The sequence below is a fragment of the Actinomycetospora succinea genome, from assembly GCF_004363095.1.
In the GTDB taxonomy this organism is placed as follows: Bacteria; Actinomycetota; Actinomycetes; order Mycobacteriales; family Pseudonocardiaceae; genus Actinomycetospora; species Actinomycetospora succinea.
The window spans coordinates 489,813-514,584 of the sequence record NZ_SNYO01000001.1 but is presented as its reverse complement, the minus strand read 5'-3'; the positions used below and the strand labels follow the sequence as shown (position 1 = coordinate 514,584).

General features: G+C 74.1%; 19 protein-coding genes. 4 read left to right on the top strand and 15 right to left on the bottom strand.

Going from position 1 to position 24,772, the window contains the following annotated elements; translation table 11 throughout:
- Positions 1 to 21: 21 nt before the first annotated feature.
- On the bottom strand, positions 22 to 2,655 hold the full coding sequence (locus tag EV188_RS02525) for an amino acid adenylation domain-containing protein (protein ID WP_133824635.1): 2,634 nt from the start codon (positions 2,653 to 2,655) through the stop codon (positions 22 to 24).
- A gap of 21 nt (positions 2,656 to 2,676) precedes the next feature.
- Positions 2,677 to 7,587 carry a Pls/PosA family non-ribosomal peptide synthetase gene (locus EV188_RS32880; RefSeq protein ID WP_208113953.1) on the bottom strand — a complete coding sequence of 1,637 codons (4,911 nt, stop codon included), beginning with the start codon at positions 7,585 to 7,587 and terminating at the stop codon, positions 2,677 to 2,679.
- Between the two features lie 420 nt (positions 7,588 to 8,007).
- Between EV188_RS32880 and EV188_RS02505 the strand changes: the two genes are divergently transcribed.
- Positions 8,008 to 9,552, top strand: coding sequence for a heparan-alpha-glucosaminide N-acetyltransferase domain-containing protein (locus EV188_RS02505; protein WP_166659684.1), 1,545 nt, complete (start codon positions 8,008 to 8,010; stop codon positions 9,550 to 9,552).
- 25 nt (positions 9,553 to 9,577) lie between these two features.
- On the opposite strand, the gene serA is transcribed toward EV188_RS02505, so the two are convergent.
- Entirely contained in the window at positions 9,578 to 10,777 is a 1,200-nt protein-coding gene (gene serA / locus EV188_RS02500; protein WP_133824632.1) for a phosphoglycerate dehydrogenase, read from the bottom strand.
- 127 nt (positions 10,778 to 10,904) lie between these two features.
- On the opposite strand from serA, the gene EV188_RS02495 reads away from it, so the two are divergent.
- Complete coding sequence (locus EV188_RS02495; protein ID WP_133824631.1) at positions 10,905 to 11,423, top strand: hypothetical protein; 519 nt, start codon at positions 10,905 to 10,907, stop codon at positions 11,421 to 11,423.
- Between the two features lie 53 nt (positions 11,424 to 11,476).
- Here EV188_RS02495 and rutA read toward each other — a convergent pair whose 3' ends face one another.
- The 8 genes from rutA to EV188_RS02455 are packed head-to-tail and all read right to left on the bottom strand — an operon-like array spanning position 11,477 to position 19,525.
- Entirely contained in the window at positions 11,477 to 12,529 is a 1,053-nt protein-coding gene (gene rutA, locus EV188_RS02490) for a pyrimidine utilization protein A (protein WP_133824630.1), read from the bottom strand.
- A 23-nt stretch (positions 12,530 to 12,552) separates the two neighbouring features.
- Positions 12,553 to 13,599: an LLM class flavin-dependent oxidoreductase gene (locus EV188_RS02485; protein ID WP_133824629.1), complete on the bottom strand. Its 1,047-nt coding sequence runs from the start codon at positions 13,597 to 13,599 to the stop codon at positions 12,553 to 12,555.
- Positions 13,589 to 14,989: an MmgE/PrpD family protein gene (locus tag EV188_RS02480; protein ID WP_133824628.1), complete on the bottom strand. Its 1,401-nt coding sequence runs from the start codon at positions 14,987 to 14,989 to the stop codon at positions 13,589 to 13,591. The genes EV188_RS02485 and EV188_RS02480 overlap by 11 nt, the downstream gene beginning before the upstream one ends.
- A gap of 52 nt (positions 14,990 to 15,041) precedes the next feature.
- Positions 15,042 to 16,421 (bottom strand): amidase, encoded by a 1,380-nt coding sequence (locus EV188_RS02475; protein WP_133824627.1) that lies wholly within the window; start codon positions 16,419 to 16,421, stop codon positions 15,042 to 15,044.
- Entirely contained in the window at positions 16,418 to 16,612 is a 195-nt protein-coding gene (locus tag EV188_RS02470; protein WP_133824626.1) for a hypothetical protein, read from the bottom strand. Before EV188_RS02470 ends, EV188_RS02475 begins: the two co-directional genes overlap by 4 nt.
- Before the next feature lie 11 nt (positions 16,613 to 16,623).
- Positions 16,624 to 17,787, bottom strand: coding sequence for an acyl-CoA dehydrogenase family protein (locus EV188_RS02465; protein WP_133824625.1), 1,164 nt, complete (start codon positions 17,785 to 17,787; stop codon positions 16,624 to 16,626).
- Positions 17,787 to 19,001 carry a CaiB/BaiF CoA transferase family protein gene (locus tag EV188_RS02460; RefSeq protein WP_133824624.1) on the bottom strand — a complete coding sequence of 405 codons (1,215 nt, stop codon included), beginning with the start codon at positions 18,999 to 19,001 and terminating at the stop codon, positions 17,787 to 17,789. Before EV188_RS02460 ends, EV188_RS02465 begins: the two co-directional genes overlap by 1 nt.
- Positions 18,998 to 19,525 (bottom strand): MaoC family dehydratase, encoded by a 528-nt coding sequence (locus tag EV188_RS02455; RefSeq protein ID WP_133824623.1) that lies wholly within the window; start codon positions 19,523 to 19,525, stop codon positions 18,998 to 19,000. Before EV188_RS02455 ends, EV188_RS02460 begins: the two co-directional genes overlap by 4 nt.
- Before the next feature lie 65 nt (positions 19,526 to 19,590).
- Between EV188_RS02455 and EV188_RS02450 the strand changes: the two genes are divergently transcribed.
- A complete protein-coding gene (locus EV188_RS02450) occupies positions 19,591 to 20,346 on the top strand; it encodes a FadR/GntR family transcriptional regulator (RefSeq protein WP_243741431.1) in 756 nt (251 codons plus the stop codon).
- Here the strand turns inward: EV188_RS02450 and EV188_RS02445 are convergent.
- Positions 20,319 to 21,680, bottom strand: coding sequence for an HNH endonuclease signature motif containing protein (locus EV188_RS02445; RefSeq protein WP_166659683.1), 1,362 nt, complete (start codon positions 21,678 to 21,680; stop codon positions 20,319 to 20,321). The two genes, EV188_RS02450 and EV188_RS02445, sit on opposite strands and share 28 nt — an antisense overlap.
- Positions 21,681 to 21,964: 284 nt before the next feature.
- Between EV188_RS02445 and EV188_RS02440 the strand changes: the two genes are divergently transcribed.
- A complete protein-coding gene (locus tag EV188_RS02440) occupies positions 21,965 to 22,447 on the top strand; it encodes a hypothetical protein (protein WP_133824620.1) in 483 nt (160 codons plus the stop codon).
- Between the two features lie 4 nt (positions 22,448 to 22,451).
- Here the strand turns inward: EV188_RS02440 and EV188_RS02435 are convergent, their stop codons facing one another.
- From EV188_RS02435 to atpD, 3 genes are read right to left on the bottom strand one after another with little or no spacing between them, the layout of a single operon-like run.
- Positions 22,452 to 22,895, bottom strand: coding sequence for a DUF2550 domain-containing protein (locus EV188_RS02435; protein WP_243741430.1), 444 nt, complete (start codon positions 22,893 to 22,895; stop codon positions 22,452 to 22,454).
- 19 nt (positions 22,896 to 22,914) lie between these two features.
- Positions 22,915 to 23,313 carry a F0F1 ATP synthase subunit epsilon gene (locus tag EV188_RS02430; RefSeq protein ID WP_166659682.1) on the bottom strand — a complete coding sequence of 133 codons (399 nt, stop codon included), beginning with the start codon at positions 23,311 to 23,313 and terminating at the stop codon, positions 22,915 to 22,917.
- Complete coding sequence (atpD, locus tag EV188_RS02425) at positions 23,313 to 24,770, bottom strand: F0F1 ATP synthase subunit beta (RefSeq protein ID WP_424922915.1); 1,458 nt, start codon at positions 24,768 to 24,770, stop codon at positions 23,313 to 23,315. The genes EV188_RS02430 and atpD overlap by 1 nt, the downstream gene beginning before the upstream one ends.
- Positions 24,771 to 24,772: the final 2 nt, after the last annotated feature.

Genomic DNA, 24,772 nt, shown 5'->3' with positions numbered 1-24,772 from the left:
ACCTCCCCCGTACCGCTCGCGTCACGTCGAGGGCGTGAGGTCGGAGGGGCGGAAGCGCACCGTCGGCGCCTCCTCCGCGGGTGCGGCGGCGGCAGGTGCGGCGGCGGGCGCGGGCGCCTGTGCCGGGACCTCAGCCTTGCTGTCGATGAGCGCGGCGAGGTCGGCGAGCACGGGGTGGCCCACGATGTCGGGCAGGCTCACGACCTTCTTCAGGCCGACCGCCATCTTCACCGCGAGCAGCGAGGAGCCGCCCCGGTCGAAGAAGTGGGTGTCCCGGCCGATCGCCGACACGTCGACGCCCAGCAGGGGCGCCCACACGGCCGCCACGCGCTCCTCGGTCGGGCTGAGCGGGGTGGTGTCCGCGTCGGCGGCGGTCTCGGGCTCGTCGAGGGCCAGGGCGAGGGTCGTGAGCGCCTTGCGGTCGATCTTGCCGTTCGGGGTGAGCGGCAGGACCTCCTGGTGGTGCAGCACCGGCGGGACCATGTACCCGGGCAGCGACGCGCCGAGGGTCGCGCGGAGCACCTCGTTCTCCACGGGCGCGGCGGCGCCGTAGAAGCCGACCAGCTGCTTGCCGCGTCCCGGCCGCTCGGCGACGACGACGGCGGCGTCGCGCACGCCGGGCGCCCGCAGCAGCGTGTTCTCGACCTCGCCGATCTCGATGCGGAACCCGGAGATCTTCACCTGGTGGTCGCGCCGCCCGAGGAAGTCGAGCTTCCCACTGGGCAGCCACCGGCCGTGGTCGCCGCTGCGGTAGAGCCGCTCCCCGGCGCGCAGCGGGTCGGGCACGAACGCCTTCGCCGTGCGGTCGGGGTCGTTGACGTACCCGCGCCCGACGCACACCCCGGAGAAGACGATCTCCCCCGGCGCGCCCAGCGGGACCGGGTGCAGCGCCTCGTCGACGACGTAGACGCGGACGTTGGGGACGGCGGGTCCGAGCGGCACCCGCTCACCGGCGGGCACCTCGGTGAGGATCTCGTGGTTGGTGTCGTCGCACGTCTCGGTGAGCCCGTACGCGTTCACCATCGCGACGTCGGGGCGCACCGAGAACCAGCGCGCGACCAGTTCCTTCTTGACGGCCTCGCCGGTGACCGCGATGCGCCGCAGCGCGGGCAGGACCTCGGCCGCCGGGACGTCCTGCTGCTCGAGGTAGGACACGACGACGTCGAGGTAGGACGGCACGAGCTGGGCGACCTCGACGCGGCGGCGGGCCAGGAGCTCCACGAACGCAGGCACGTCGAGGATCGTCGCCTGCTCGACGATCACCGTGGTCGCGCCGACGAGCCAGGGCGCCACGAGCTGCCACAGCGAGATGTCGAAGCACTGCGGGGCGGTCTCGGTGACCACCGTGCCCTCGGTGATCCCGAGGTCCTCGATCTTGGCGTAGAGGTGGTTCACCATCCCCGCGTGCTCGCACATGGCGCCCTTGGGCTCGCCGGTGGAGCCGGAGGTGAAGTACAGGTAGGCGAGCCGGTCGCCCGCGATGTCGACGCGGGGGACGGCGTCGCCGTGCTCCTCGGCGACCGCGTCGTCGACGAGCAGGCGCTCGGGCGCCGCCGCGCCGAGGCCGGCCAGGGCCTCGTCGAGCGTGGCCGTGCTGCCGCGCTCCCCCAGCACGAGGCGGGCGTCGGCGCGGGTGAGCACGGTCGCGATGCGGTCGGCCGGGAAGTGGGGCTCGAGCGGCAGGTACGCGGCGCCCGCCTTGAGGATGCCGAGCACCGAGGCGGCCCAGTCGAGGGTCCGCTCGGCGACCACGGCGACGATGCCCTCGGCCGGCAGGCCGCGGGCCAGGATCGCCCGCGCGACGCGGTCGGTGACCTCGTCGAGCTCGCGGTAGGTCCACGATCGCTCGCCGTTCACCACGGCGACGCGGTCCGGGTCGGCGGCGGCGCGGTCGCGGAAGATCTCGTGCGCGGGCTTCGCGGGACGCTCGCGCACCGGACCCGCGAGGCCGTCGACGAGGAAGGCCAGCTCGTCGGGGCCGACCAGCCCCGCCGCGTCCGGCGCCGCGTCCGGGTCGGCGCAGAGCTGCCCGAGGGCGGCGAGGTGGTACCCGGCGATCCGCTCGGCGGCCGCGGCGTCCAGGTCGCCCGGCCGGTGCACGACCCGCAGCAGGTCGTCCGCCGGGCGGTCGATGCGGAACACGACGCCGTCGTCGAGGGAGGGCTCGGCGGCGGTCTCGGCGGCGGTGTCCGCGGGGTCGAGGGCCAGGACGGTCTCGGGCCAGAGACCCGCGAGGTCGCGGCGCGCCCGGGCCAGGGCGGCGTCCTCGGTGCGGTCCGTGGCCCGCAGCTCGGTCAGGGCCCCGAACGCGGTCGTGACGAGCACCCGCCACGACGCGACGCCGGTCTCGAGGCGACAGGGCAGGGTCCGGCCCGCGACCTCGACACCGGCGAGGACCTCGGGCTCCGCGGTCAGCGCCGCGAGGACGCGGGCGTGCGCCGCGAGGAGCAGCGCGTCCGGCACGACGCCGAGGCGGCCCGCCTGCGCGAACACCGCGGCGGCCAGCTCGGCGGGGACGGCGACCGCCGTGGTGACGGTCCCGCCGCCGACCGGCGCCTCCGCGGAGCTCCACCGCGGGACGGCGGTGGCGCCGCTCGCGAGGACGTCGCGCCACCGGCTGTCGTCGGGGACCGCGCAGATGGTGGGGTTGGTCATGGGTCCGTCCTCGGGGTCGGGTCAGTCGATGCCGCGGGCGGGGTTGCCGCCCCAGATCTCCCCGGGCGGCACCTCCTCGCCCTTCATGAGGAAGGTGTCGGGCGCCAGGATCGCGCCGTCACCGATCGTCGTGCCGTAGTGGATGAAGGACGAGACGCCGAGCGTCACGCGGGCGCCGATGACGACGTCGTCCGACTTGAACCCGCCGTCCTCCTGCGAGTGGCACTGGATGACGCAGCCCTCGCCGAGGGTGGCGTCGTCGCCGATGGTGGTGAAGCCCTTCTCGGTGAGGTTGGCGCCGTCGTCGAACACCCGGGCGCCGACGTGCACCCCGAGCAGGCGCCAGACGAGCGGCTTGAAGGGCGTCCCGTTGAACATCTGCACCCAGTGGGGGGCGGGCACCTTCCAGTACCGCTCGTGGCGCCAGAAGACGGGGTCGTAGATGGAGGCGCCGTCGGGTCGCCGGGCCTTCAGCGGCGAGACGCTGCGCTGCACCAGCGTGAACCAGGCGACCAGCACGACGATGCCGACGAGCTCGGCGAGGACGACCTCGGCCGGGCCCGCCGCGATCGGCAGCGACGCGACCGCCGCCACGGTCACGAGCGACAGGTAGAAGAAGAACCACCGCACGAGCAGGTGCAGGACCATGGAGACCGCGTTGTTCCGGTTCTTGCGCCGCAGCGACGCGGCCAGTTCCTGCGGGTCGGCGACGTCGAGGGCGCTGTCGCGCGCGACCGTGCGCGGGATCTCGAAGCTCGGTGACCCGAGCAGGCCGACACCCTGGCGCACCGGTCCGTGCAGCGGGACCTGCACCTTCGTCGCCAGCAGGCAGTCGTCGCCGGTGCGGCCCTGCGGCGGGTAGGCGATGCGGTTGCCGAGGAAGTTGTTCGCCCCGATCGCCGTGCGCGAGACGCGGAACGAAGTCGCGGAGTACTCGGCGTTCATCACCGACAGGCCGTCGGCGACGACGGTGCCGCTCCCCACGCTGGTGAGGAACGGGTTCTCGTGCTGGACGGCCATGCCGAAGTTCGAGCCCGTCTGTTGCAGGGGCTTGAGCCGGTAGCCGACGAGCACGAGGTAGTGGGCGATCGCGGAGCTGTCGCCGAACAGCTCGACGAACGGCCGGGCGTTGGTCATGGTCCCGATCGAGCGGTGCAGCCAGTAGCGGACGCCGTAGAGCGGATAGACGACGTCGGGGCGGACCCACACCGCGAGCAGCCGCGGCAGCGTCACGATCACGGCCAGCCCGAGCACGAGCCCGCCGAAGAAGAGGATCGCCGTCAGCGCGAGCAGCTCGAGGTGGAACTGCGCCGTGAAGATCACCCCCGGCGCGGGCTCGAACAGCGCGGCGAACTGCGGCACCAGGGAGTACAGCGCCCCGGCCACCGCGAGCGTCGCGGGCGAGGCCACGGCGAGCACGAAGACGAGGAGCACCGACGAGTACAGCGCCCGGCGCGGGCGGCTGCCGGGAGCGGGCGGCACCGCGGGCAGCGGGCCGTCGGCGCGGCGCCCGGGCGAGCCGTGCCAGACCTCGCCGGTGGGGATCGCCTGCCCGGCGTGCAGCGACGAGCTGTGGGCCAGCGAGGCGCCGTCGCCGACGGCGGTCCGCACGTCGAGCACGGTCGCCTCGCCGACGAAGGCGTCCGCGCCGATGCTGACGCCGCCGATCTCGATGCGGCCGTCTTGCGCCCGGTAGCAGGCGATGACGGCCTCCTTCCGCACCAGACTGCGATCACCGATGCTGAACAGGTCCGTGCACACCGGCACCTGGCTCGACAGGTAGGTGACGTCGCGCCCGACCTTCGCCCCCAGCGCCCGCAGGTAGAGCGTGAACGCCGGGGTGCCGGTGAACAGCACCATCGGGCTGGTGCGGACCAGCGTCTTGACCACCCAGAACCGCAGGTAGGCGGGGCTCCAGACGCGGAACGCCCCGGGCTTCCAGCGACCGATGAGCACCCACTTCGCCACGACGGGCAGGACGCTGAGGGTGACGAACCCCGCGACGCCGGCGAGGAGCGCGGCGACGTACCCCTCGACGAGCCCCGTCGCCGCGGTGACCGCCCGGAAGCCCCACGTGAGGATGACCGCGGCGATGTAGCTGTAGGCGAGGACGCAGACGAGCTGCGCGGCGCCGCACAGCACGAACGCGGCCGTGCCCGCGCGCGGACCGGTCGGCTCGTCGGCCTCGGTCGGCGGTGGTCCCGCGGGTCCGGCCGGCCGGTCGTCGCCGGCGCCGAGGGCCGCGGTCAGGCTCGCGATCGTGGGGTGCTTGTAGACGTCGGGCATGCCGACCGACGGCAGGTCGGAGCGCTTGCGGGTGCGGGCGCAGAAGCGGGCCATGAGCAGGGAGTCCGCACCCAGGTCGTCGAAGAAGTGCGCCTGGGGCGGGACGTCGGGCCGCTCCAGGACCTCGGCGAGCAGGGCGCCGAGCCCGGAGGTCGTGCGCGCGGCCCCGGCGGTGTCCTTCGGCTTCGCGGCGGGCGCGAGGGCTCCGGCGAGCCCCGCGAGCGTCGGGTGCTGGTAGACGTCCTGCATGGCCGCCGACGGCAGGTCGGGGTGCTTGCGGATCTTCGCGCAGAAGCGGGCCATGAGGAGCGAGTCGGCGCCGAGGTCGTCGAAGAAGTTCCCGTCCCTCGGCACGTCGGGGCGGCCCAGGACCTCGACGAGGATCTCCTTCAGGAGCGCCTCGGTGGCGCCGGGTGCCGCGGGCGGAGCCGCGACGGCGGACGCAGCGGCCGCGACCGGTGCCGCGGGCGACCCGATCCCGGACGGCCGCGCCGGCGCCGGCGGCATCCCCGGGCGGCCTGGGGCCTGCGGCCGGGCGGCCGGTCCGGCGGGTCCCGGCCCCATCGGACCCGGGCGGCCGGGCGCGCCCGGCCGGACGGGGGGACCGCGGTGCGGGAGCGCGCCGGGTGCTCGTGCCCCGGGGGTAGCGGGGCCGGGAGTCCCGGGGCCCGGCATCCCACGGCCAGGAGTGCCCCGAGCGGGTGTCCCGGGACCGGGCGTGCCACGGCCGGGCGTCGCGAGCCCGGGGGGCGCCTGGCCGGGCGGCGTGGGGCGCCGCCCGGGCGGGGCCGGCGGGCGGCCCGGCGCTGGGGGCGCCTGGGGTGCCCGGGGCGCGGCCGCGGGCGGCGTCGCCCGGAGGGCGGTCGTCGGGGCGTCGACCCCGGACAGCGGCTCGGGAGCGGGGTACCGCGTCGTCTTCCCGGTCGTCGTGTCGCCGGCCTTCTCACCGGTCGTGCCGTCGGCGGTGTCGTCGGGTGCCTTCTCGGTGGTGCCGCCGGCGGTGTCCTCGGCGGTCGTCGCGGCGGTGCCCTCGGCCGTGCCGTCGGTCGTGCCGGCGGCCGTGTCCGGTGCTTCCGGTGCCTCCGAGGCGGGGTGCGGCGCCGTCGTCCCGGTCCCGCTCGCGACCGGCGCGGGCGGAGCCTCCTCGACCGGTGCGGCGTCCCCGGCCGGTGCGGCGTCGTCGTCGGCGACGGGCGTGGACAGCAGGGCCATGACGGTCGTGCGCCGCGAGCGCCCGGGCGCCGCCTGGGGCGACGGCCGCGCCGCCGACGGCGGGATCCGCTCCCCCCTACCATCGGCCCCGTCCAGCCGCGCGATGCGCTCGACCTCGCCCGAGGGGGCGATCCGGCCGAGGTCGCCGGTGCGGAACATGAGACCCGGGCCGCGCCCCGGCACGGGGACGAACGCCTCCGCGGTGAGGTCCCGGCGCCCGACGTAGCCCCGCGCCACGCCGGGGCCGGTGACGGCGATCTCGCCGATCCCCCCGGCGGGCAGGACGCGCCGCGGGTCGGCGGGGTCGGTGATGAGCACGCCGTAGCCGGGCAGCGGACGCCCGTGGGTGGCCGGTCGCTGCGGGTGGAGCTCGGTCCACAGGGCGGCGACCGTGGTCTCGGGGGCCCCGTGCAGACCGACGATCCGGCGCCCGGGCCGGTGCCACCGGGCGAGGAGGTCGCGCGGTCGGCCGGTGCCGGTCAGCAGGAGCAGTCGCAGGTCGGGCAGCGTCTCCTCGATGCCCTCGAGGTCCTCGGCCGATGCGCGCAGGACGGTGACGCGCCGGTCCCGCAGGTGGCGCCCGAGCGCGGTGCCGCGCAGCGGCGGCCCCGGCGGCGCGGTGACCACGGCGGCCCCGCACGACCACGCGAGCCACGTCTCGAGCACCGCGAGGTCCGACCCCGCGCGGGTGTCGTGGTGGAACCGGTCGTCGGGCCCGATCTGGAGCAGGCCCGCCACGCCGCGGACGAAGGCGGCCGCGGCGTCGTGACCGACGGCCGTGGAGCGCAGGCCGCCGTGGGCCCCGGCGGAGCGGTCGGCGGCGTGGACCACGACGTAGGCGGGCGTCCCGACGACCGAGCCGCGCTCGGTGTCGGTGAGACGCTGGGCGTCCTCCTGGTCGATCCGGGCCTGGGCGCGGTCCAGGTAGACGGCGTCGACGTCGGACGCGTCGAGCCGGGACGCCTCGTCGGTGCGGGTCAGCACGATGCCGACCCCGGCGGCCTCGAGCACGGCCGCGAGGGCGGCGTCGGGGAGCCGGGCGTCGAGCGGGACGGCGACGGCACCGATCCTGGCGGTCGCGAGCTGCGCGACGAGCGCGTCGCCGGGACGGTCGAGCAGCACCGCGACGCGGTCGCCCGCCGCGATCCGGCGCCGCCGGAGGTAGCGCGCCAGCCGCGCGGCCGCGGTCTCGAGCGCGACGTAGGACATCGGGCCGTCGCCGGTGTCCACGGCGGCGGCGGTGGCCCGTCCGTGGCGGCGGAGCTCGTCGCACGTCCGCTCGACGAGCCGGTCGATCCTCTCGTCCGCGGGAGCGGGCGCCGGTCCGGCGCCCAGGCCGGGACCGGGCCGGCGTCGGGACCCGGTCCAGCGGCGACGGTTCGGCGGCGGGACGGGAGGTGCCGTGGCGGTGCCGTGCGCTGCGCCGGCAACCATGGCGACTCCCAGTCCGTGCTGTGGCGTTGCTGCGCGGGCGCGCGCGGGACCGAGACATCGTCACGCAGAGGCGTCGCGCTCGCCCAGGAGTATCACCCGAACGAAGTAATGCTGGCCAGTCTTTTCGCCTTCCCGCCAAGATCGTCCGAGTGGCGAGCACTCTCCGTCATCACGTTCGGCACGCTTACCTCGCGGTGAGAAGGCTGTGACCCCGGTCGGCGGGAACGGTGGCCGCGGGGCGATGTCGGGGGCCGGCCCCGCCTCGGATGCTGGTCACACCGCCGCCCGCCCAGCTCCCAGGAGTCCCCGATGACGACCAGGACCCCCGCACCGCCCCGTGACTCGGGACCGGCGACGACGCTGGCGCCTCCCGTGGCGACGCGACGGATGACGGCACGTCTCCCCCGGCAGGCCCCGCCCGTGGCGGTCCGGACAGCCGGCCTGGCCGAGGCGCCGACCGTCCGGCTGCCCGTCGTCACGAGCGCGAGCCCGACGAGGACGACGAGCGGCTCGGGCGCGCGGGTGCGCGGGATCGACGCGGCGCGCGGGCTCGCCCTCCTGGGCATGATCGCGGTCCACACGCTGCCGACCTCCGAGAACGGCGAGCTCACCACCGTCGGCCTCCTGGCCGGCGGGACGTCGGCGGCCCTGTTCGGTGTCCTCGTCGGGCTGTCGGTCGCGCTGCTCACCGGGCGCCGGCGCGTCGACCTGCGCGGCGGGTCGTTCCGGAGCCACGCGCTGCGCCTCGCCGTGCGGGGGCTGGCGGTCGGCGTGCTGGGCCTGGCGCTGGGCGAGGCGGCGCTCGGCGACGTGGACATCATCCTCACGTACTACGGCGTGCTGTTCCTGCTCGCCGTCCCCCTGATCCTGCTCCCGACCCGTGGCCTGTTCGCGCTCGGCGCGGCGCTCGCGGTCGTGGCCCCGGTGACGAGCCACCTCGTCCGCACCTCGATGCCGCCCGCCGAGCTCATCGACCCCTCGTTCACGGCGCTCGTCACCGACCCGGCCGGCCTCGTCGGCACCCTCTTCTTCACCGGCGCCTACCCCATCTGGCCGTGGCTGACCTACCTTTGCGTGGGCCTCGCGGTCGGGCGCCTCTCGCTCACCCGCACCCGCACCGCCGCGGTGCTCGCGGGCAGCGGCGTCCTGCTCGTCGTCGTCGCCGCGGTCGTCTCGCACCTGGCGCTGGTGACGGCCGGCGGTCTGGGCCAGATCCTCGCGAACCCGGGCCTGCCCACCGAGGAGCTGCAGGCCGCCCTCACCGAAGGGCCGAACGGCGTCACCCCGGCCACCACCTGGTGGTGGCTCGCCGTCGACACCGCGCACTCGTCGACCCCGCTCGACCTCGCCCGCACCGTCGGGACGTCCCTCGCGGTGCTCGGCGCGATGCTGCTCCTCGACCGGGCGCTCGCCCACGGGGGTGCGGCGACGTGGGCGCGGGTCGTCGGCGCGGTGCGCAGCCCGCTGGCCGCGGCCGGCGCGATGACGCTGACCTTCTACACGCTCCACGTCGTGGTCGTCGGGCTCGCGCCGACCGCCGAGCCGTGGACCCTCTACCTCGTCCAGATCACGGTCGCCCTGCTCGTCGGCCTGCTCTGGCAGCGCTTCGTCGGTCGCGGTCCCCTCGAGGCCGGGGTCAGCAGGCTCACCGACGTCGTCGCCCCGGCCTCGCGCCCGGCCGCCGACCGGCCCGCCGGCCGCCCGTGGCTGTCCGCCCTCGTCGCCGCGGCCGTGCTCGCGGCCGTCGTCGGCGGGGCCTTCGCGGTCGCCGGGCTCGCCGAGGGCCCGGCCGCCGACACGGCCTCGTCGTCGGCGACGAGCGAGGAGGGCGACGCCCCCGACGGCCCCGTCGTGGAGGAGGACACCGCCGAGGCCGACCAGCCGAGCGTCAGCGAGGACGCGTCCGAGCAGCAGGACACGGGCCAGCCCGACACGGGCCAGGACGCGGCCGACGAGGGCGAGTGACCGGGTCCGGGTCAGGGGTTCGCTGTCAGGGTCCCCAGGTGCGCAGCGACACGGTGTGGGGTGAGCGGCGCAGCTCGGCCAGGGCGTCGTCGGGGATGGCGGCTTCGGTGTCGGTGAGTACGTAGCCGCGCTCCCCCCGCGTCGAGAGGGCCTGGCTCACCACGTTGACCCCGCTGTCGAGCAGCAGCTGGTTGATCCCGGCCAGCACCCCGGGGGTGTTGGTGTGCAGATACCCCATCCGGAACGCACTCGGCGCCACCGGCAACGCCACCTCGGGCAGGTTCACCGACAACGCGGTCACCCCGGTCCCCACGTACTGCAGCAGCTTGGTGGACACGAACCCGCCGATCTCCTCCTGCGCCTCCTGGGTCGACCCCCCCACGTGCGGGGTCAGGATCACGTTGTCCAACCCCCGCAACGGCGACTCGAACACATCGCCCTGCGCCTTCGGCTCGATCGGGAACACATCGATCGCCGCCCCCGCCAGATGCCCGGACAGGATGTTCTCCCGCAACGCCTCGTCGTCGATCACCATCCCCCGCGAGGCATTGATGAAGATCGAGCGCGGCTTCATCAGCGCGAACTGCTCCGCGCCGAACAACCCCGCGTTCCCCGGACGGCCGTCCACGTGCAGGCTCACCACATCGGCCTCGGCCAGCAACGCCTCCAACGACTCCACCTTGCGGGCGTTGCCGTGCGCCAACCGGTCCTGGGTGTCGAAGAAGATCACCCGCAGCCCCACCGCCTCGGCGATGTTCGACAGCTGGGTACCGATGTTGCCGTACCCCACGATCCCGAGCGTGCGGCCGCGGAACTCGTGGCTACCGCGCGCGGACTTGTCCCAGATGCCCTCGTGCATCCGCGCGGTCTTCTCCGGCAGCCGCCGCACCAGCGCGATGATCTCCCCGAGCACCAGCTCCACCACGCTGCGGGTGTTGGAGAACGGGGCGTTGAACACCGCCACCCCCCGCTCCGCGGCCGCGGGCAGGTCGACCTGGTTGGTGCCGATGCAGAAACAGCCCACCGCCAGCAGGTCCTTGCCCGCGTCGAGGACCTCCTCGGTGATCGTGGTGTTCGACCGGATCCCCAACAACGACACCCCCGCCAGCGCATCCGCCAGCTCGGCACCACTCATCGAGCCCGACCGCACGTCGACCTCGTGGCCCCGGGCACGCAGCGCTTCCGTGGCGACCGGGTGGATGTTCCTTAGCAGCAGCACGTTCACACCATGAGAGTAGGGTGCTGGTGCGCTGCGTCACATCCTCCGGATCGGTCCACCCGTCCGGCAGATCGGTGAACGGCGTGAGGACGATCTACCGCGATCCAGGCGGTCGTGACTACTCTCCGCGCTCATGGCCGAGCGATCGACGACGTCCCGGGCCATCGCGGCCGGGCAGCTGCCGGCGGCGACGGCCGCGTTCATCCGCGAGCAGGGAGCGGTGCGCGGGCTGTTCCGCGATCCGCTCGTCGAGGTGACGCACGCGCTGCGCACCGACGAGACGACGACCAAGAGACGGCTCTTCGGCGGCACCCGGACGTCGGTGCGCACGGTCGAGATGCTGCTGACCCCGGACCTGCTGGTCGTCTCCTACCGCGACGGCGCGCGCGACGGTGAGGACCCGGCGGCGCAGGTCAGCTTCCACCGCCTGTACCAGATCGAGTTCGCGCCGCTGCCCTCCGAACTGCTGGAGCGGGCGGGCGGCGCGAAGGTCGCCGTGCCCGCGGGCCTGATGCCGCTGACGAGCACGCCGGTGGGCAGCACCCAGCGCGGGAGCCGCATGGTCCCGCTCGGCGACGGCCCGGACGCCGCGCGCTTCCGCGAGGCCCTGCTCGCCGCGACCGAGCGCTGCCGCCGGGGTGCCGGGGCCTGACCCCGGAACCGGTGACGGACCCCGCGAGGGGACCGGGGTCCGTCACCGGGGTCTCAGCCGAGGAGCGGCTTCACCTTGGTGCCGAAGTCGTGCACGCCCTTCTCGAAGTCGTCGAAGGTGAACATCATCCCCTGCACGCCGGGCATCTTGGCGACCTCGTCGATCTGCCGTGCGACCGTCTCGTACGAGCCGACCAGGGTGGCCATGTTGAAGTTGACCGCGCCCTCGGGGAGGTTGATCGTCCGCGCGGTGCCCCCGCCGTCGGCGGTCTTGTCGGCGCTGCCCTCGTCGCTCATGTAGCCGAGCGCGCCGGCGTCGGCGCCCTCGTTGTAGGAGCGCCACTTCGCCTGGGCCTCCTCGTCGGTGTCCGCCATGATCGCCATGAACAGCGGCAGCGACTTCACGTCGCGGCCGGTCTCCTTGGCGAACGACGCGAGCCGCTCGGTGGGCTGGCGGTAGACCTCGGGGTCGTTGACGCCGGGCGAGAGGATGAAGTTGTAGTCGCCGTACTCGGCGCAGAACCGCATCCCGCGCTCCGACTGCCCGGCACAGACGATGTCGACCTTGCCCGACGGCCGCGGCGAGAGCACGCAGTCGTCCATCTGGAAGTACTTCCCGTCGAGGTCGCAGCGCCCGGTCTCCCACAGGTCGCGCAGGACCTTCACGTACTCCGTGGAGTAGTCGTAGCGGTAGCCGAAGTACTCGTCGCCGGGCCACAGGCCCATCTGCTCGTACTCGCCCTTGGCCCAGCCCGAGACGATGTTGACGCCGAAGCGCCCGGGCGCGATCTGGTCGATCGTCGACGCCATGCGCGCGACGAGGGCGGGCGGCAGCGTCAGCACGGCCGTCGACGCGTAGAGCTTGATCCGGTCGGTGACCGCCGCGAGGCCCGCCATCAGCGTGAACGACTCGAGGTTGTGGTCCCAGAACTCGGTCTTCCCGCCGAAGCCGCGCAGCTTGATCATCGACAGCGCGAACGCGAAGCCCTGCCGCTCCGCCTCCTGCACGACGTTGCGGTTGAGGTCCCACGTCGGCATGTACTGCGGGGAGTTCTCGGAGATGAGCCAGCCGTTGTTGCCGATCGGGATGAAGACGCCGAAGTCCATGGGTGGAGCACCTTCCTGCGGGGTCAGGAGACGGGGACGGGCGCGCGCAGCGCCGGGACGACCTCGCGGGCGAGGAGGTCGAGGGAGGTCCGCGCCGCCTCGACCGGCATGCCGGCCCAGTCGGTGCGGAACACGAAGTGGTCGACGCCGAGCTCGTCGCGCCACGGGAGGAGTGCGGCGATGCAGTCCTCCGGGGACCCCACCACGAATCGGTCGTGGGCGAGGTCGTCGTAACCGACCCGGAACGACTCGGTTCCGGGCATGACACGGTCCTGGCCCCAGTCGGCGTAGACCTCGTACTTGTTCGCCAGGTACGGCATGGCGAGCTCGAGAGCCTGCTCCCGGGTGGGGGCGCAGAACACCTCGCGGATCAGCGGGAGCTCGGCGAGCGGACCGCGTCCGGCGGCCTCCCGCTCGGCGTGGAAGAGCTCGAGCTGCCGGGCGATGGTGGCCCGGGTGGCGTGCGGATTGATCATCCACGTGTCGGCGAGACGGGCCGCCCGCCGCACCGCGCCGTCGGAGTTGGCGGCCATCCAGATCGGGGGCCTCATCGGTTCTGACGGCCTCGCCGCGGGCCGGAAGGTGGCGCGGACGCCGTCGAGCCGGCACCACGGCAGGTCGGCGGAGACCGCCTCGCCGCGCCACAGCGCCTCGACGATCCGCAGGTTCTCGGTGAACCGCCGGACCTTGTCCTCCGGCGGGATCCCGAACGCGTCGTACTCGACCTGCCGGTAGCCCAGCCCGACCCCGAGGATCGAGCGGCCGCCGGCGACGACGTCGAGGCCCGCATAGGCCTCGGCGGTGTCGACGGGGTTGTGCAGGGCGAGCAGATGGATGCCGGTGCCGACGGCCATGTCGCCGGCCTCGGCCGCGAGGCGCGCGAGCCACGGCAGCGGCTGGATGTGCGCCATCGACTCGGCGAGGTGGTGCTGACCGGCGAAGACGGAGTCGAGGCCCGCGTCGCGCGCCGTGCGCACCAGGGAGAGCTGCTCGTCGAGGGCGACGAGCGGGTCGCGGCCGGGCGGCTGCTGGTGGGTGAGGAACACACCGGCACGGACGTCAGAGGCCACGACACGCCTCGGCGAACTCGGCGGCCGGGCGCTCGTCGCCCAGGGACAGCACGGCGTCCCGCACGCGGGCGGCGGTGCCGGCGTCGGCCACGCGCCCGATGGTGCCCTCGAACTTCTCGGCGATCTCCGCGTTGGTCAGCGGGCGCCGGTCGTGGCCGCGGTTGACCTGCTCGCGGTGGGCGACGACCCGGCCGTCGGCGAGCTCGATCTCGACGCGTCCCGAGTAGGCGTCGGGGAACAGCCCCTCGTCGTCGTCGGTGACCTCGACGCGGCGGGCCAGCGCGAGGATCTCCGGGTCGCCGAGCGCGTCGTCCTCCAGCTCGGCCAGCGTGAACTGCCCGCGCGAGAGCGCCGCGGACACCACGAACGGCAGGCTGAACTTGGCGTCGTACTCGTCGCGCGGCGCCCACTTGTTCTCCGCAGGCTGGCAGACGACCTTGCCGGGCACCGGGTGGATGGCGCAGCGGATCGCGCGGACGTCGGCGGGGGCGATGCCGTGCTCGGCGCGCAGCAGCAGCGCCGCGTCGGCGAACGCGTGGTTGAAGTGGCAGATCGGGTAGGGCTTCACCGCGGTGCGCATCAGCTCCCACTGGGTGCCGAGGCCCTCGGACACCGCCTCCGGGTGGGTCGCGCGCCCGGCGAGGTGGGTGGCGTAGAGGCCGAAGCGGCCCTCGTAGACCGCGGCGGGCCCGGTCCAGCCGGCCTTCGCGAACGCCGCCGCCGTGAGCCCGGACATCGCCGCCCAGCCCGGGTGCAGCCGCTTGGTCCAGGAGCCGTCCTCGAGGAACTCCAGCAGGCCCGCCGACATCGACCCGACGACGCCCTGCGCCGCCGCGAGCCCCGCGGCGTCCAGCCCGGAGAGCTTGCCGGCGGCGACCGTGGCACCGAACGCCCCGGCCACCGCGGTGGGGTGGAACCCGACGTCGTGGAACCCGCCGGCCCCGCCGAGCCCGACCCGCGCCGACACCTCGACGCCGAGGACGTAGGCCGCGAGCAGGTCGCGCGTGCTGGCCCCGACCACCGTGGCCGCCGAGATCGCCGCGGGCAGGGCGGCCGCGGACACGTGGGTGACCGCGGGGATGTGCGTGTCGTCGAAGTCCATGCCGTGCACGAGGACGCCGTTGAGCACCGCGGCGTCGCGCGGCGAGAGCCGGTCGGGCATGCCGAGCACCGGGTGCTCGCCACCGCCGAACGTCGCCAGCGCGTCGCGCGCGACGCCCGGGAAGCGGTACGCGGTGGACGCGAACGCCAGCCCGACCGCGTCGAGCACCAGGTACCGCGCCCGCTCGAGGACCTCGTCGGGGATGTCCGCGGCGTCGAGCCCGGCGGCGAAGTCGGCGACGCGGCCGGCCTGGCCGGTGGTCGCGCGGGTGGGGCTGTCCAGGGACACGAGGGGCTCCTGCCATCGGGTGACTGGCCTCACAGGACCATACGTCAGACGTTTAGGTCGCGGAAGGGGGTGCCTGCCGGTGGTGGTCGGTCCGCTCCTGGAACACGCGCGCCGCCCACAGCGCCGTGGCCTCGCGGTGCGGCGGCGCGACGAGCTGCGCGGAGACGGGGCAGCCGTCGGGCGCGAGGCCCGTCGGCACGGCGAGACCGGGGGCGCCGGTGAGGTTGCCGAGCATCGTCGAGCGCGACTGCGCGGCGTAGAGCGGGTACTCCTGCCCGTCCACGACGACCGTGCCGTCGGGCAGGCGCGGGGCCGTCGACGGGCAGGTCGGCACGACGACGAGGTCGGCGCCGGCGAACACCGCGTCCAGCTCGCGCTGCAGCTCCACGCGGAACTGCAGCGCCCGCAGGTAGTCGACGGCGGGCGTGACGATGCCCTGGCTGATCCGGCGGACGACGACCGGGTCGTAGGTGTCCCAGCGGTCGGCGTCGACGCGGTGCAGCGTCGCCGCCTCGGTGAACACGATCTGGTAGCCGATCGGCAGCGCGTCGCCCGCCGACGGCACCTCGCCGGGCACCACCTCGGCGCCCGCAGCCACGAGCTCGCGCACCAGGGCGTCGACGCCGGCCTGCACCGCGGCGTCACAGAGCTCGGTGAAAGCGCCGCCGGGCACGGCGATGCGCAGGCCGCTCAGGTCGCTCGTCGTCGGGACCTCGAGCGGCGGCAGCTGCTCGCTGCGCGGGTCGGCGCCGTCGGGCCCGCGCAGCACCCCGAACAGCGTCGCGACGTCCCGCGCGCTGCGGGCCAGCGGGCCGACGGTCTCGGTGGTCCACGACAGCGGGAAGACCCCGGTGCGCGGGATCGCGCCGGCCGTCGGCTTGAGCCCGGTGAGCCCGCACCACGCCGACGGCAGGCGCACCGAGCCGCCGACGTCGGTGCCGAGCGCGAACGGGACCGCGCGCGCCGCCACCGCGGCCGCCGACCCCGTCGACGACCCGCCCGCCCACCGCTCGGGGTCCCACGGGTTGCGCACCGCACCGAACCGCGGCGGGTGCGGCCCGCCGACGGCGAACTCGGTGGTGCCGTCCTTGCTGATCGGGATGGCGCCGGCGTCCTCGAGGCGGCGCACGACGGTCGCCGAGGCCGGCGCGGGCTCGTCACCGTGGTTCCAGGACCCCTGCGTCGTCGGCACCCCGCCGACGTCGATGACGTCCTTGACCCCGAACGGCACGCCCTCCAGCGGACGCGCGGTGCCGTCGGCCCAGCGGCGCGCGGACTCCTGGGCGGCGGCGCGGGCGCGGTCGTCGAGGACGGCGATCGTGCAGTTCAGGGCCTCGTGGGCGGTCTTCAGCCGGGTCAGGGCGTCGTCGACGGCGGCGACGGGGTCGGTGTCGCCGGCCGCGTAGGCGTCGAGGAGGTCGGTGACGGTCACGGGCGGACCCAGCGGTCGCCGTGGGCCGGGTCCGCGGCGCCGTCGGAGGGCAGTGGGCGCGCTCGGAGCCGGGCGACTGCGGGCTCGGAGGCCTCGACGGCCGCCCGCATCACGTCGACGATCTCGTCGTCGACCGTGTAGCCGAGGCGGGCGGCGAGGGCGGCGAGCTCCTCGCGATCCGGGACGCTCACCCGATGCCCACTCATCCGATGGAGGCCTTCCCCGCCAGCAACGAGCGCGCGACGACCGTGCCGAGCATGTCGTTGGTGCCCTCCCCGATCGACATCAGCGGGGCGTCACGGTAGAGGCGCTCGACCTCGAACTCCGTCGAGTAGCCGTAGCCGCCGTGGATGCGCATCGCGTCGGTGGCGCACTCCAGCGCCGCGTCCGACGCGAAGATCTTCGCCATACCGGACTCGGTGTCCATGCGCACGCCCTCGTCCATCCGCGAGGCCGCCCAGTAGGTCATGAGGCGGGCGGCCTGCAGCTTCACCGCGATCGCGGACAGACGCAGCTGGACGGCCTGGAAGTCGCCTATGGGCTGCCCGAACGCGCTGCGCTCCCGGGCGTAGGCCAGGGACTCCTCGTAGGCCCGCTGGGCGATGCCGACGGAGCGCGCGGCGATGTTGATCCGCCCGGTCTCCAGCGACGACAACGCCTGCTGCAGCCCGCGGCCCTCGACGCCGCCGAGCAGCTGCGACGCCGGCACGCGCACGTCGTCGAGCACCACCTCGCAGGACTCGGTGCCCTTGTAGCCGAGCTTGCCCATGTCCTTGGTGATCTCGAGGCCCGGCGAGTCCGCCTCGACGAGCAGCATGCTCATGCCGCGGTGCGCCGGGGTCGCGCCCGGGTCGGTCTTCACGAGCACCGGCAGCGGGTCGGCGTGCCGGGCGTTCGTGATCCACATCTTGGTGCCGCGGACGATGTAGGAGTCGCCGTCCTTCTTCGCGGTCGTGGTGATGCTCTGCAGGTCGGTGCCGGCGCCGGGCTCGGTGAGGGCGATCGCGGTGCGCCGCTCCCCCGTCGCGAGCTCGGGCAGGTAGCGCTGCTTCTGCTCCTCGGTGCCGTGGCGGGCGATCATCCAGCACGACACCGAGTGGCTCCCGAGGATGCCGGCGATGCCCATCCAGCCCCGCGAGATCTCCTCGAACGTCAGCGCGAACGAGACGGTGTCCGCGGCGAGCCCGCCGTACTCCTCGGGCACGGCCAGCCCGAACAGGCCGAGGTCCCGCATGCCCGCGACGATCTCGGTCGGGTAGCGGCCCTCGTGCTCCCAGTCGCGGGCGACCGGCACGATCTCGCGGTCGACGAACGAGCGCAGCGTCTCGCGGAAGAGCCGCTGCTCGTCGTTGAGGCGGAAATCCATCAGGCGTCCTTCCCAGGTCCGAACGCCCCGGCCGCGCGCAGCGCGTCCAGACGCTCGTCGTCGTAGCCGATCCCGCGCAGCACGGAGTCGGTGTGCTCGCCCATCGCGGGCCCGCCGCGGGCGGGCTGCGTGTCGTCGCCGGGCGGACCGACGCGCACCGGCGAGCGCAGCGACCGCACGGTGCCCCAGTGCGGGTGCTCGGTCTCGGCGATCAGCCCGCGGGCCGCGGTGTGCTCGTCGGTGAGGGCCTCGCCGACGTCGTGGATCGGCGCGCACGGGATGCCCGCCGCCGTCATCGCCGCGATCCACGTGGCGACGTCGCGGCCCCGGAACAGGTCCTCGAGCAGCGGCACCAGGACGTCGCGGTACCGGTCGCGGTCGCGGAACGTCGCGAAGCGGGGGTCGGTGGCGAGGTCCGGGTTCTCGAGCACCACGGTGAGCCGCTGCCAGAACTTCTCCTTCGCGCACCCCACGACCAGCCAGCCGTCGGCGGCCTCGAACGCCTGGAACGGCACGAGCGAGGGGTGGGCGGAGTGGTGCGTGCGCGCCGGTTCGTAGCCCTCGGTGAGGTGCCACGTCGCCGGGTAGGTCAGGAGGCTGACCGCGGTGTCGTAGAGGGAGAGGTCGCAGTCGGTGCCGACCCCGTCGCGCCGCGCGGCGTGGATGCCGGCGAGCAGCGAGATCGCGGCGACGAACCCGCCGCTGTAGTCGACGAGCGACAGGCCCGCCTTCTGCGGCGCCCCACCCGGCTCGCCCGTCAGCGACATCCACCCGCCGAGGGCCTGCAGGACGTAGTCGTAGCCCGGCTCCTCCGCCCGCGGGCCGGTCATCCCGAACCCGGTCAGCGAGCAGCAGACGATCTGCGGGTTGACGTCCTTGAGGTCGGAGTAGCGGATGCCGAGCTTCGCCGGGACATCGCCGCGCAGGTTCGAGTAGACGGCGTCGGCGGAGCGGACGAGGTCGTGGAACACCTCGCGACCGGCCGGGGTGCGGATGTCGAGCAGCACCGAGGACTTGTTCTTGTTGAACGACTCGAAGAACAGCGAGTCGCCGTCCTGGGCGTACGGCGGGACGTAGCGCCCGACGTCGCCGCCCGACGTCGGGTCCTCGATCTTGACGACCTCGGCGCCCAGCTCCGCGAGGTGCATCGACCCGAACGGACCCGCCCCGTACTGCTCGAGCGAGATGATCCGGATGTCCTCGAGCGGCTTCACTGCTCGTTCTCCAGCGACAGCGGCACCTCGGCCTGTGGGAAGTGCGAGGCGGCCCGCGCGGCGCCGCGGCGGTGCACGTAGAAGGCACGCTTGAACGTCAGCACCTCGACGCCGTCCTGGTTGAGCCCGCGGCTGCGGACCCGGACGATGCCCGCCTCGGGGCGGCTCGACGACGCACGCGTCTCGAGCACCAGAGACTCCGACCAGAGCGTGTCGCCCGCGAACACCGGTGCCGTGAGCCGCAGCTCGTCGATGCCGAGGTTGGCGAACGCGTTCTGGCTGGTGTCCGACACCGACTGCCCGAGCACGATCGAGATCGTCAGCGGCGACGCGACGATCATGCGACCGAACTCGGAGTCCGCGCCCACCTGCGCATTGAAGTGCGCCTGGTTCGTGTTCATCGTCAGCAACGTGAACCAGGTGTTGTCGGTCTCGGTGATCGTGCGCCCCAGCGGGTGCTGGTAGACGTCACCGACCACGAAGTCCTCGAAGAAGCGTCCCTGCCACCCCTCGACCACGGCCATGCCCCGGACGCTAAACGTCAGACGTTTTCCCCACAAGGATCGACCGACCGTCTACGCTCACGATCGTGCCCCCGCAGCCGCCCGCCTCCGGCACGTCGGCACCCGTCGCCCATCTACGGGTGCAGCGCGTCCGCCCGGCCTACCGCCAGGTGGCCGACGAGCTGCGCACCCAGATCCTCGCCGGCGCCCTGCCCGCGGGCACCCGACTGCCCAACGAGGCCGAGCTCGGCCGGGCGTTCGGGGTCAGCCGCAGCACCGCGCGCGAGGCGCTCCGCGTGCTCTCCAGCCAGCACCTCGTCGAGACCCTGCGCGGCGTCCAGGGCGGCACGTTCGTCAGCGAGCCCGACCCCGCGCGCGTCGTCGAGGACGTGGGCAGCGCCCTCGGCGTGCTGGTCATGACCCCGCGGCTGCACGTCAGCGACCTCCTCGAAGCACGCCTGCTCCTCGAGCCCGCCGCCGCCCGCCTGGCTGCCCAGCGGGCCGACGCCGAGACGGTCGAGGCCGTCCGGGCCGCGGCGGCCGCCCCGCGCGACGACCGCGACCCCAGCGGCTTCGTCGGCCACCTCGACTTCCACACCACGCTGCTCATGGCCACCGGCAACCTCATGCTCACGCTCATGGGCCAGCCGGTGAACGACGTGCTGCGCACGCGCCTGCGCCGCGCCGGCGTCGAGGCACGCGAGTGGGACAAGGTCGACGCCTGCCACCGCGAGATCGCCGAGCACATCGCCGAGGGCCGCGCGGGCGAGGCCGAGGAGGCCATGCGCGACCACATCGTGGAACTGCGCCGGCTCTACGAGCGCGACGGCTTCTGGGCCTGATCCGGGATCGGCACGGGTGGTCGCCCGCCGAGCCGTGGTCTCTGCTCGAGGTCGAGCCACGCCGGCGGCGTGAACCAGGGCCGACCGTGGATCATCTCGAGGCGCCAGTGGCCGTGGTGGACCAGCTGGTGGTGGTGCGAGCAGAGCAGCACCAGGTTGTGGAGCGCGGTGTCGCCGCCGTCGATCCAGTGGACGACGTGGTGCGCGTGGCAGCGACGGGGTCGCCGGGTGCAGCCGGGGAACGCGCAGCCGCCGTCGCGGACGTTCAGCGCCCGCCGGATCGTGTCGGTGACCGTGCGGGACCGTCGCCCGACGTCGAGGGGCTCGGAGCGGGTGCCCAGCACCATCGGGATGACGTCCGCGTCGCACGCCCACCGGCGCACGGTGTGCACGTCGGCGAGGGCCTCGTTGTCCAGCGTGCCGAATCCGGTCGCCCGTCGCAGCCAGCGGTGGTCGATGGTGATGGTCAGCAGGGCCCGCCCCGCGCCGGCGGGTGTCGCCGACCGCTCGGGGCGTCGCGGCGCGGGGATGAGCGCCTCCTGGCTGTCTGACTCGGGTCCTGACGAGTCGGCGGTGTCGTCGGGCTCTCCCTCGCGACGGCTGTCGGTGATCAGCCCGCCCGGGCCGTTCGCGGCGGCGAAGAGCTCCTTGAGCGCGTCGGCTCGGCGTGCCGCCAGGTCCCGCGGATCGTCGGGCCCCGCCGGCGTCGACATGACGTCGAACCCCTCGTCGATCATCGCTGCGGCCGCCGCGTCGGCGATGACGGCCCGGAGGTCGAGGGTGCCGTCACGGCGGCGCAGCAGCTGCACCCCGTCCGACCGCCCCTCCCCCGGGTCGGGGGCGGCTCCGTCCGGGTCCAGCCGGGCGAGCAGACGGTCGGCGGCCTTGCCCAGCCCGTTCGGCGACAGCTCGCGGGCGTGCTCCGCGAGCGCCTGCTCCGCCTCGGCCACGACCGCGGGGTCGAGGTCGGCCACCGCCTCGAGGCGTCGGACGGTGCGACGGATGACCGCCACGTGCGCGTCGCTGATCGCGCCGGCGGCCAGGGCCGCGCCGGTGTGCGGGAGGCGCGCCGGCAGCGGTTCGCCGGACAGTGCAGACCGGGGCGCGAGATCCCGGGCCTCGTCGACGAGACGCGACGCCTCCCCGCGGTCGCACCGGGCGAGCTCCTGCACGAGACGCTCGAGGTATCGATCGCCGGTCCGGTCGGCCACGCCGTGACGGTCGAGCTCGGCGATGGCCTCGAGCAGCCGGTAGTGCCCGACGTTGCGAGCGGCCAGGCACGCGCGGGTGCGCTCGAGCATCTCCCGCTCGGCGGCCCCCACCCGTTCGCTCATGTGTTCGATTCTACCGCACATCGGCGACACACGCGACACCCGCGACAGGGCCGAGCGGCGCTCGCGACGCGGTGATCGTGGCGCCTTTCCTGACGTTCAACGTCAGCGTGGACGCCACGCTGACACCACCCCGTGCGTCGCGAGCCGTCGGCGTGTCGAGCGAGCGAGGATGTGGCGATCCGGGTGTCACACGCCAGCGATGCCGCATCGCTCGTACTCCCTCGTGCTCCCTCGTGAATCCCCGGCTCTTGACCAGCAGCGCGGCGCGACAGCACGGTGGCGGCGTGGGTGCGCGCAACCTGATGTCTCACGCCATCACCGTCGACGATCTCCCGCCGTCGACGGCGGAGTTCGTGCGCGGGGAGGGTCGCGCGCGGGGGCTGGCGGACGTGCTCGCCGACGTCACGCACGGGCTGCGCACCGACGAGGAGACGATGAACCGGGAGTCGCGGGGCGGCCCGACCTCGGACCGGTACGTCGTCGAGATGCTGCTGACCCCGGAGCTGCTGATCGTCGCGCACCGCCAGAGCGACGACGCCGAGACCGATCCCGGGGCGCGGGTCCGCTTCCATCCGCTCGACCAGCTCGAGGTGACGCTGCCGACCGCCGGACCGCGCCTGGCCATGCCCGCCCGCTCGATCCCGGTGACGAGCACGCCGCTCGGCGGCGCCCGGCGCGCGACGTACCAGCTGCCGATCGCCATCGACGCCGACGTGGACCGCTTCCGGGAGGCGCTCCTGCAGGCCGCCCAGGCCGCCCGCGCGTAGCCCCTCAGCTCGCCTGGCGGTACCCCGTCGACCGGCCGGGCGGCGTGGACTCGAGCCACGACGAGAAGCCGGTCAGCGCGTCGGCGTTGATCGCGAGCTCCCACTGCCGGTCGCCGTCACGGCAGGTCAGGACCGTGGAGCCCGGGGGGTGCATCTCGCCGTCGCGGGGGGCGCGGCGGTCGATGATCTCGAGGCGGGTGCGGTCCAGCACCACGTTGGCGCCCGAGCTGAGCCCGGTGATCCGGTACCAGCGGAACTCGTTGCCGCGGTAGCGCCCGAGCCCCGAGTGCCAGCCGCGGCCGTCGTCGGGGACCCGCTTCTCGCGCAGCGCGACGTCGACGCCGCCCCGGCGCAGCAGCCGGATGCGGCGCAGCAGCAGGAACAGGATGACGAGCAGCACCGCGAGCACCACGATGGCCGCCAGCTCGGCGATCATCGTCGTCCCCACCGGTGCTGCTCGCCCTCCCTCAGTGGCCGGGGTTCTCGCCGGCGGCCCGCAGCCGGGCGCGAGCCCGTGCCGCGGCGGCGGCCGTGTCGTCGACGTCGTCCCCGCCGCCCTCGGCGCGCTGCAGCTCGTCGCGCGCCGCGGCGACGTCGATCTCGGAGGCCAGCTCGGCGAGCTCGGCCAGGATCGTCACCGACTCCGCGGTGACCGAGAGGAACCCGCCGAAGACGGCCGCGTGGAACGCCTCGCCGTCGGTCGGGTCGATGCGCACCACGCCGGCCTCGTCGAGCGCGGCGATCATCGGCTGGTGCCCGGGCAGCAGACCGATGTCGCCCTCGACCGTGCGGGCCGAGACGAAGCTCGCCTGGCCCGACCACAGCCGCTTCTCGACGCCGACGATGGCGACCTCCATCTCGGCCATCAGGACTGGTACTTCTTGATGTTCGCCTCGACGTCGTCGAGACCGCCGCTCATCGCGAACGCCTGCTCGGGGGCGTTGTCGTACTCACCCTTGGTGATCTTGTCGAACGCCTCGACGGTGTCCTTGACGTCGACGAACGAGCCCGGCTCGCCGGTGAACTGCTCGGCGGCGTACATGTTCTGCCCGAGGAATCGCTCGATCCGGCGCGCGCGGGCGACGGTGAGGCGGTCCTCCTCGGAGAGCTCGTCGATGCCGAGGATGGCGATGATGTCCTGCAGGTCGTTGTAGCGCTGCAGGATGCGGATGACCTCGCGCGCGACCCGGTAGTGGTCCTCGCCGACGTACTGGGCGTCGAGGATCGTCGAGGTCGAGGTCAGCGGGTCCACGGCCGGGAAGATGCCCTTGGCGAACACCGACCGGGAGAGCTCGGTGGTCGCGTCGAGGTGGGCGAACGTGGTGGCCGGCGCCGGGTCGGTGTAGTCGTCGGCGGGCACGTAGATCGCCTGCATCGAGGTGATCGAGCGGCCGCGCGTCGAGGTGATCCGCTCCTGCAGCTCGCCCATCTCGTCGGCCAGGGTCGGCTGGTAGCCCACCGCCGAGGGCATGCGGCCCAGCAGCGTCGAGACCTCCTGGCCGGCCTGCGTGAACCGGAAGATGTTGTCGATGAACAGGAGCACGTCCTGCTCCTGCACGTCGCGGAAGTACTCCGCCATCGTCAGTGCGGAGAGCGCGACGCGCATGCGGGTGCCCGGCGGCTCGTCCATCTGACCGAAGACCAGCGCGGTGTCCTTGAGGACGTCCGCCTCGCCGAGCTCCACCCAGAGGTCGTTGCCCTCACGGGTCCGCTCCCCCACGCCGGCGAACACCGAGGTGCCGCCGAAGTTGCGGGCGATGCGCTGGATCATCTCCTGGATGAGGACCGTCTTGCCGACGCCGGCGCCGCCGAACAGGCCGATCTTGCCGCCCTCGACGTACGGGGTGAGCAGGTCGACGACCTTGAGGCCGGTCCAGAGCACCGAGGTCTTGCCCTCGAGCTGCTCGAACGGCGGCGGGTCGCGGTGGATGCCCCAGCGCTCGGCGTCCGCGGCGTAGCCCGGCTCGTCGAGGCAGTCGCCGAGGGTGTTGAACAGGTGGCCCTTGACGACGTCGCCGACCGGCACCGAGATCGGCGCGCCGGTGCTGCGGACGTCCTGGCCACGCACGGCACCGTCGGTGGGCTGCATGGAGATCGTGCGCACCTGGCCGTCGCCGAGGTGCTGGGCGACCTCGAGCGTCAGCTTCTTCGTGACGCCCGAGAGCGTCACGTCGATGTTCAGGGCGGTGAACAGGTCGGGCACCTCGCCGCGCGGGAACTCCACGTCGACGACGGGCCCGAGGATGCGGGTGATGCGGCCGTCGGCACCAGGCGAGCCCTGCTCGGTGCCCTCGGCCGTGGCGGTGGACTGGGTCATCGTCAGCT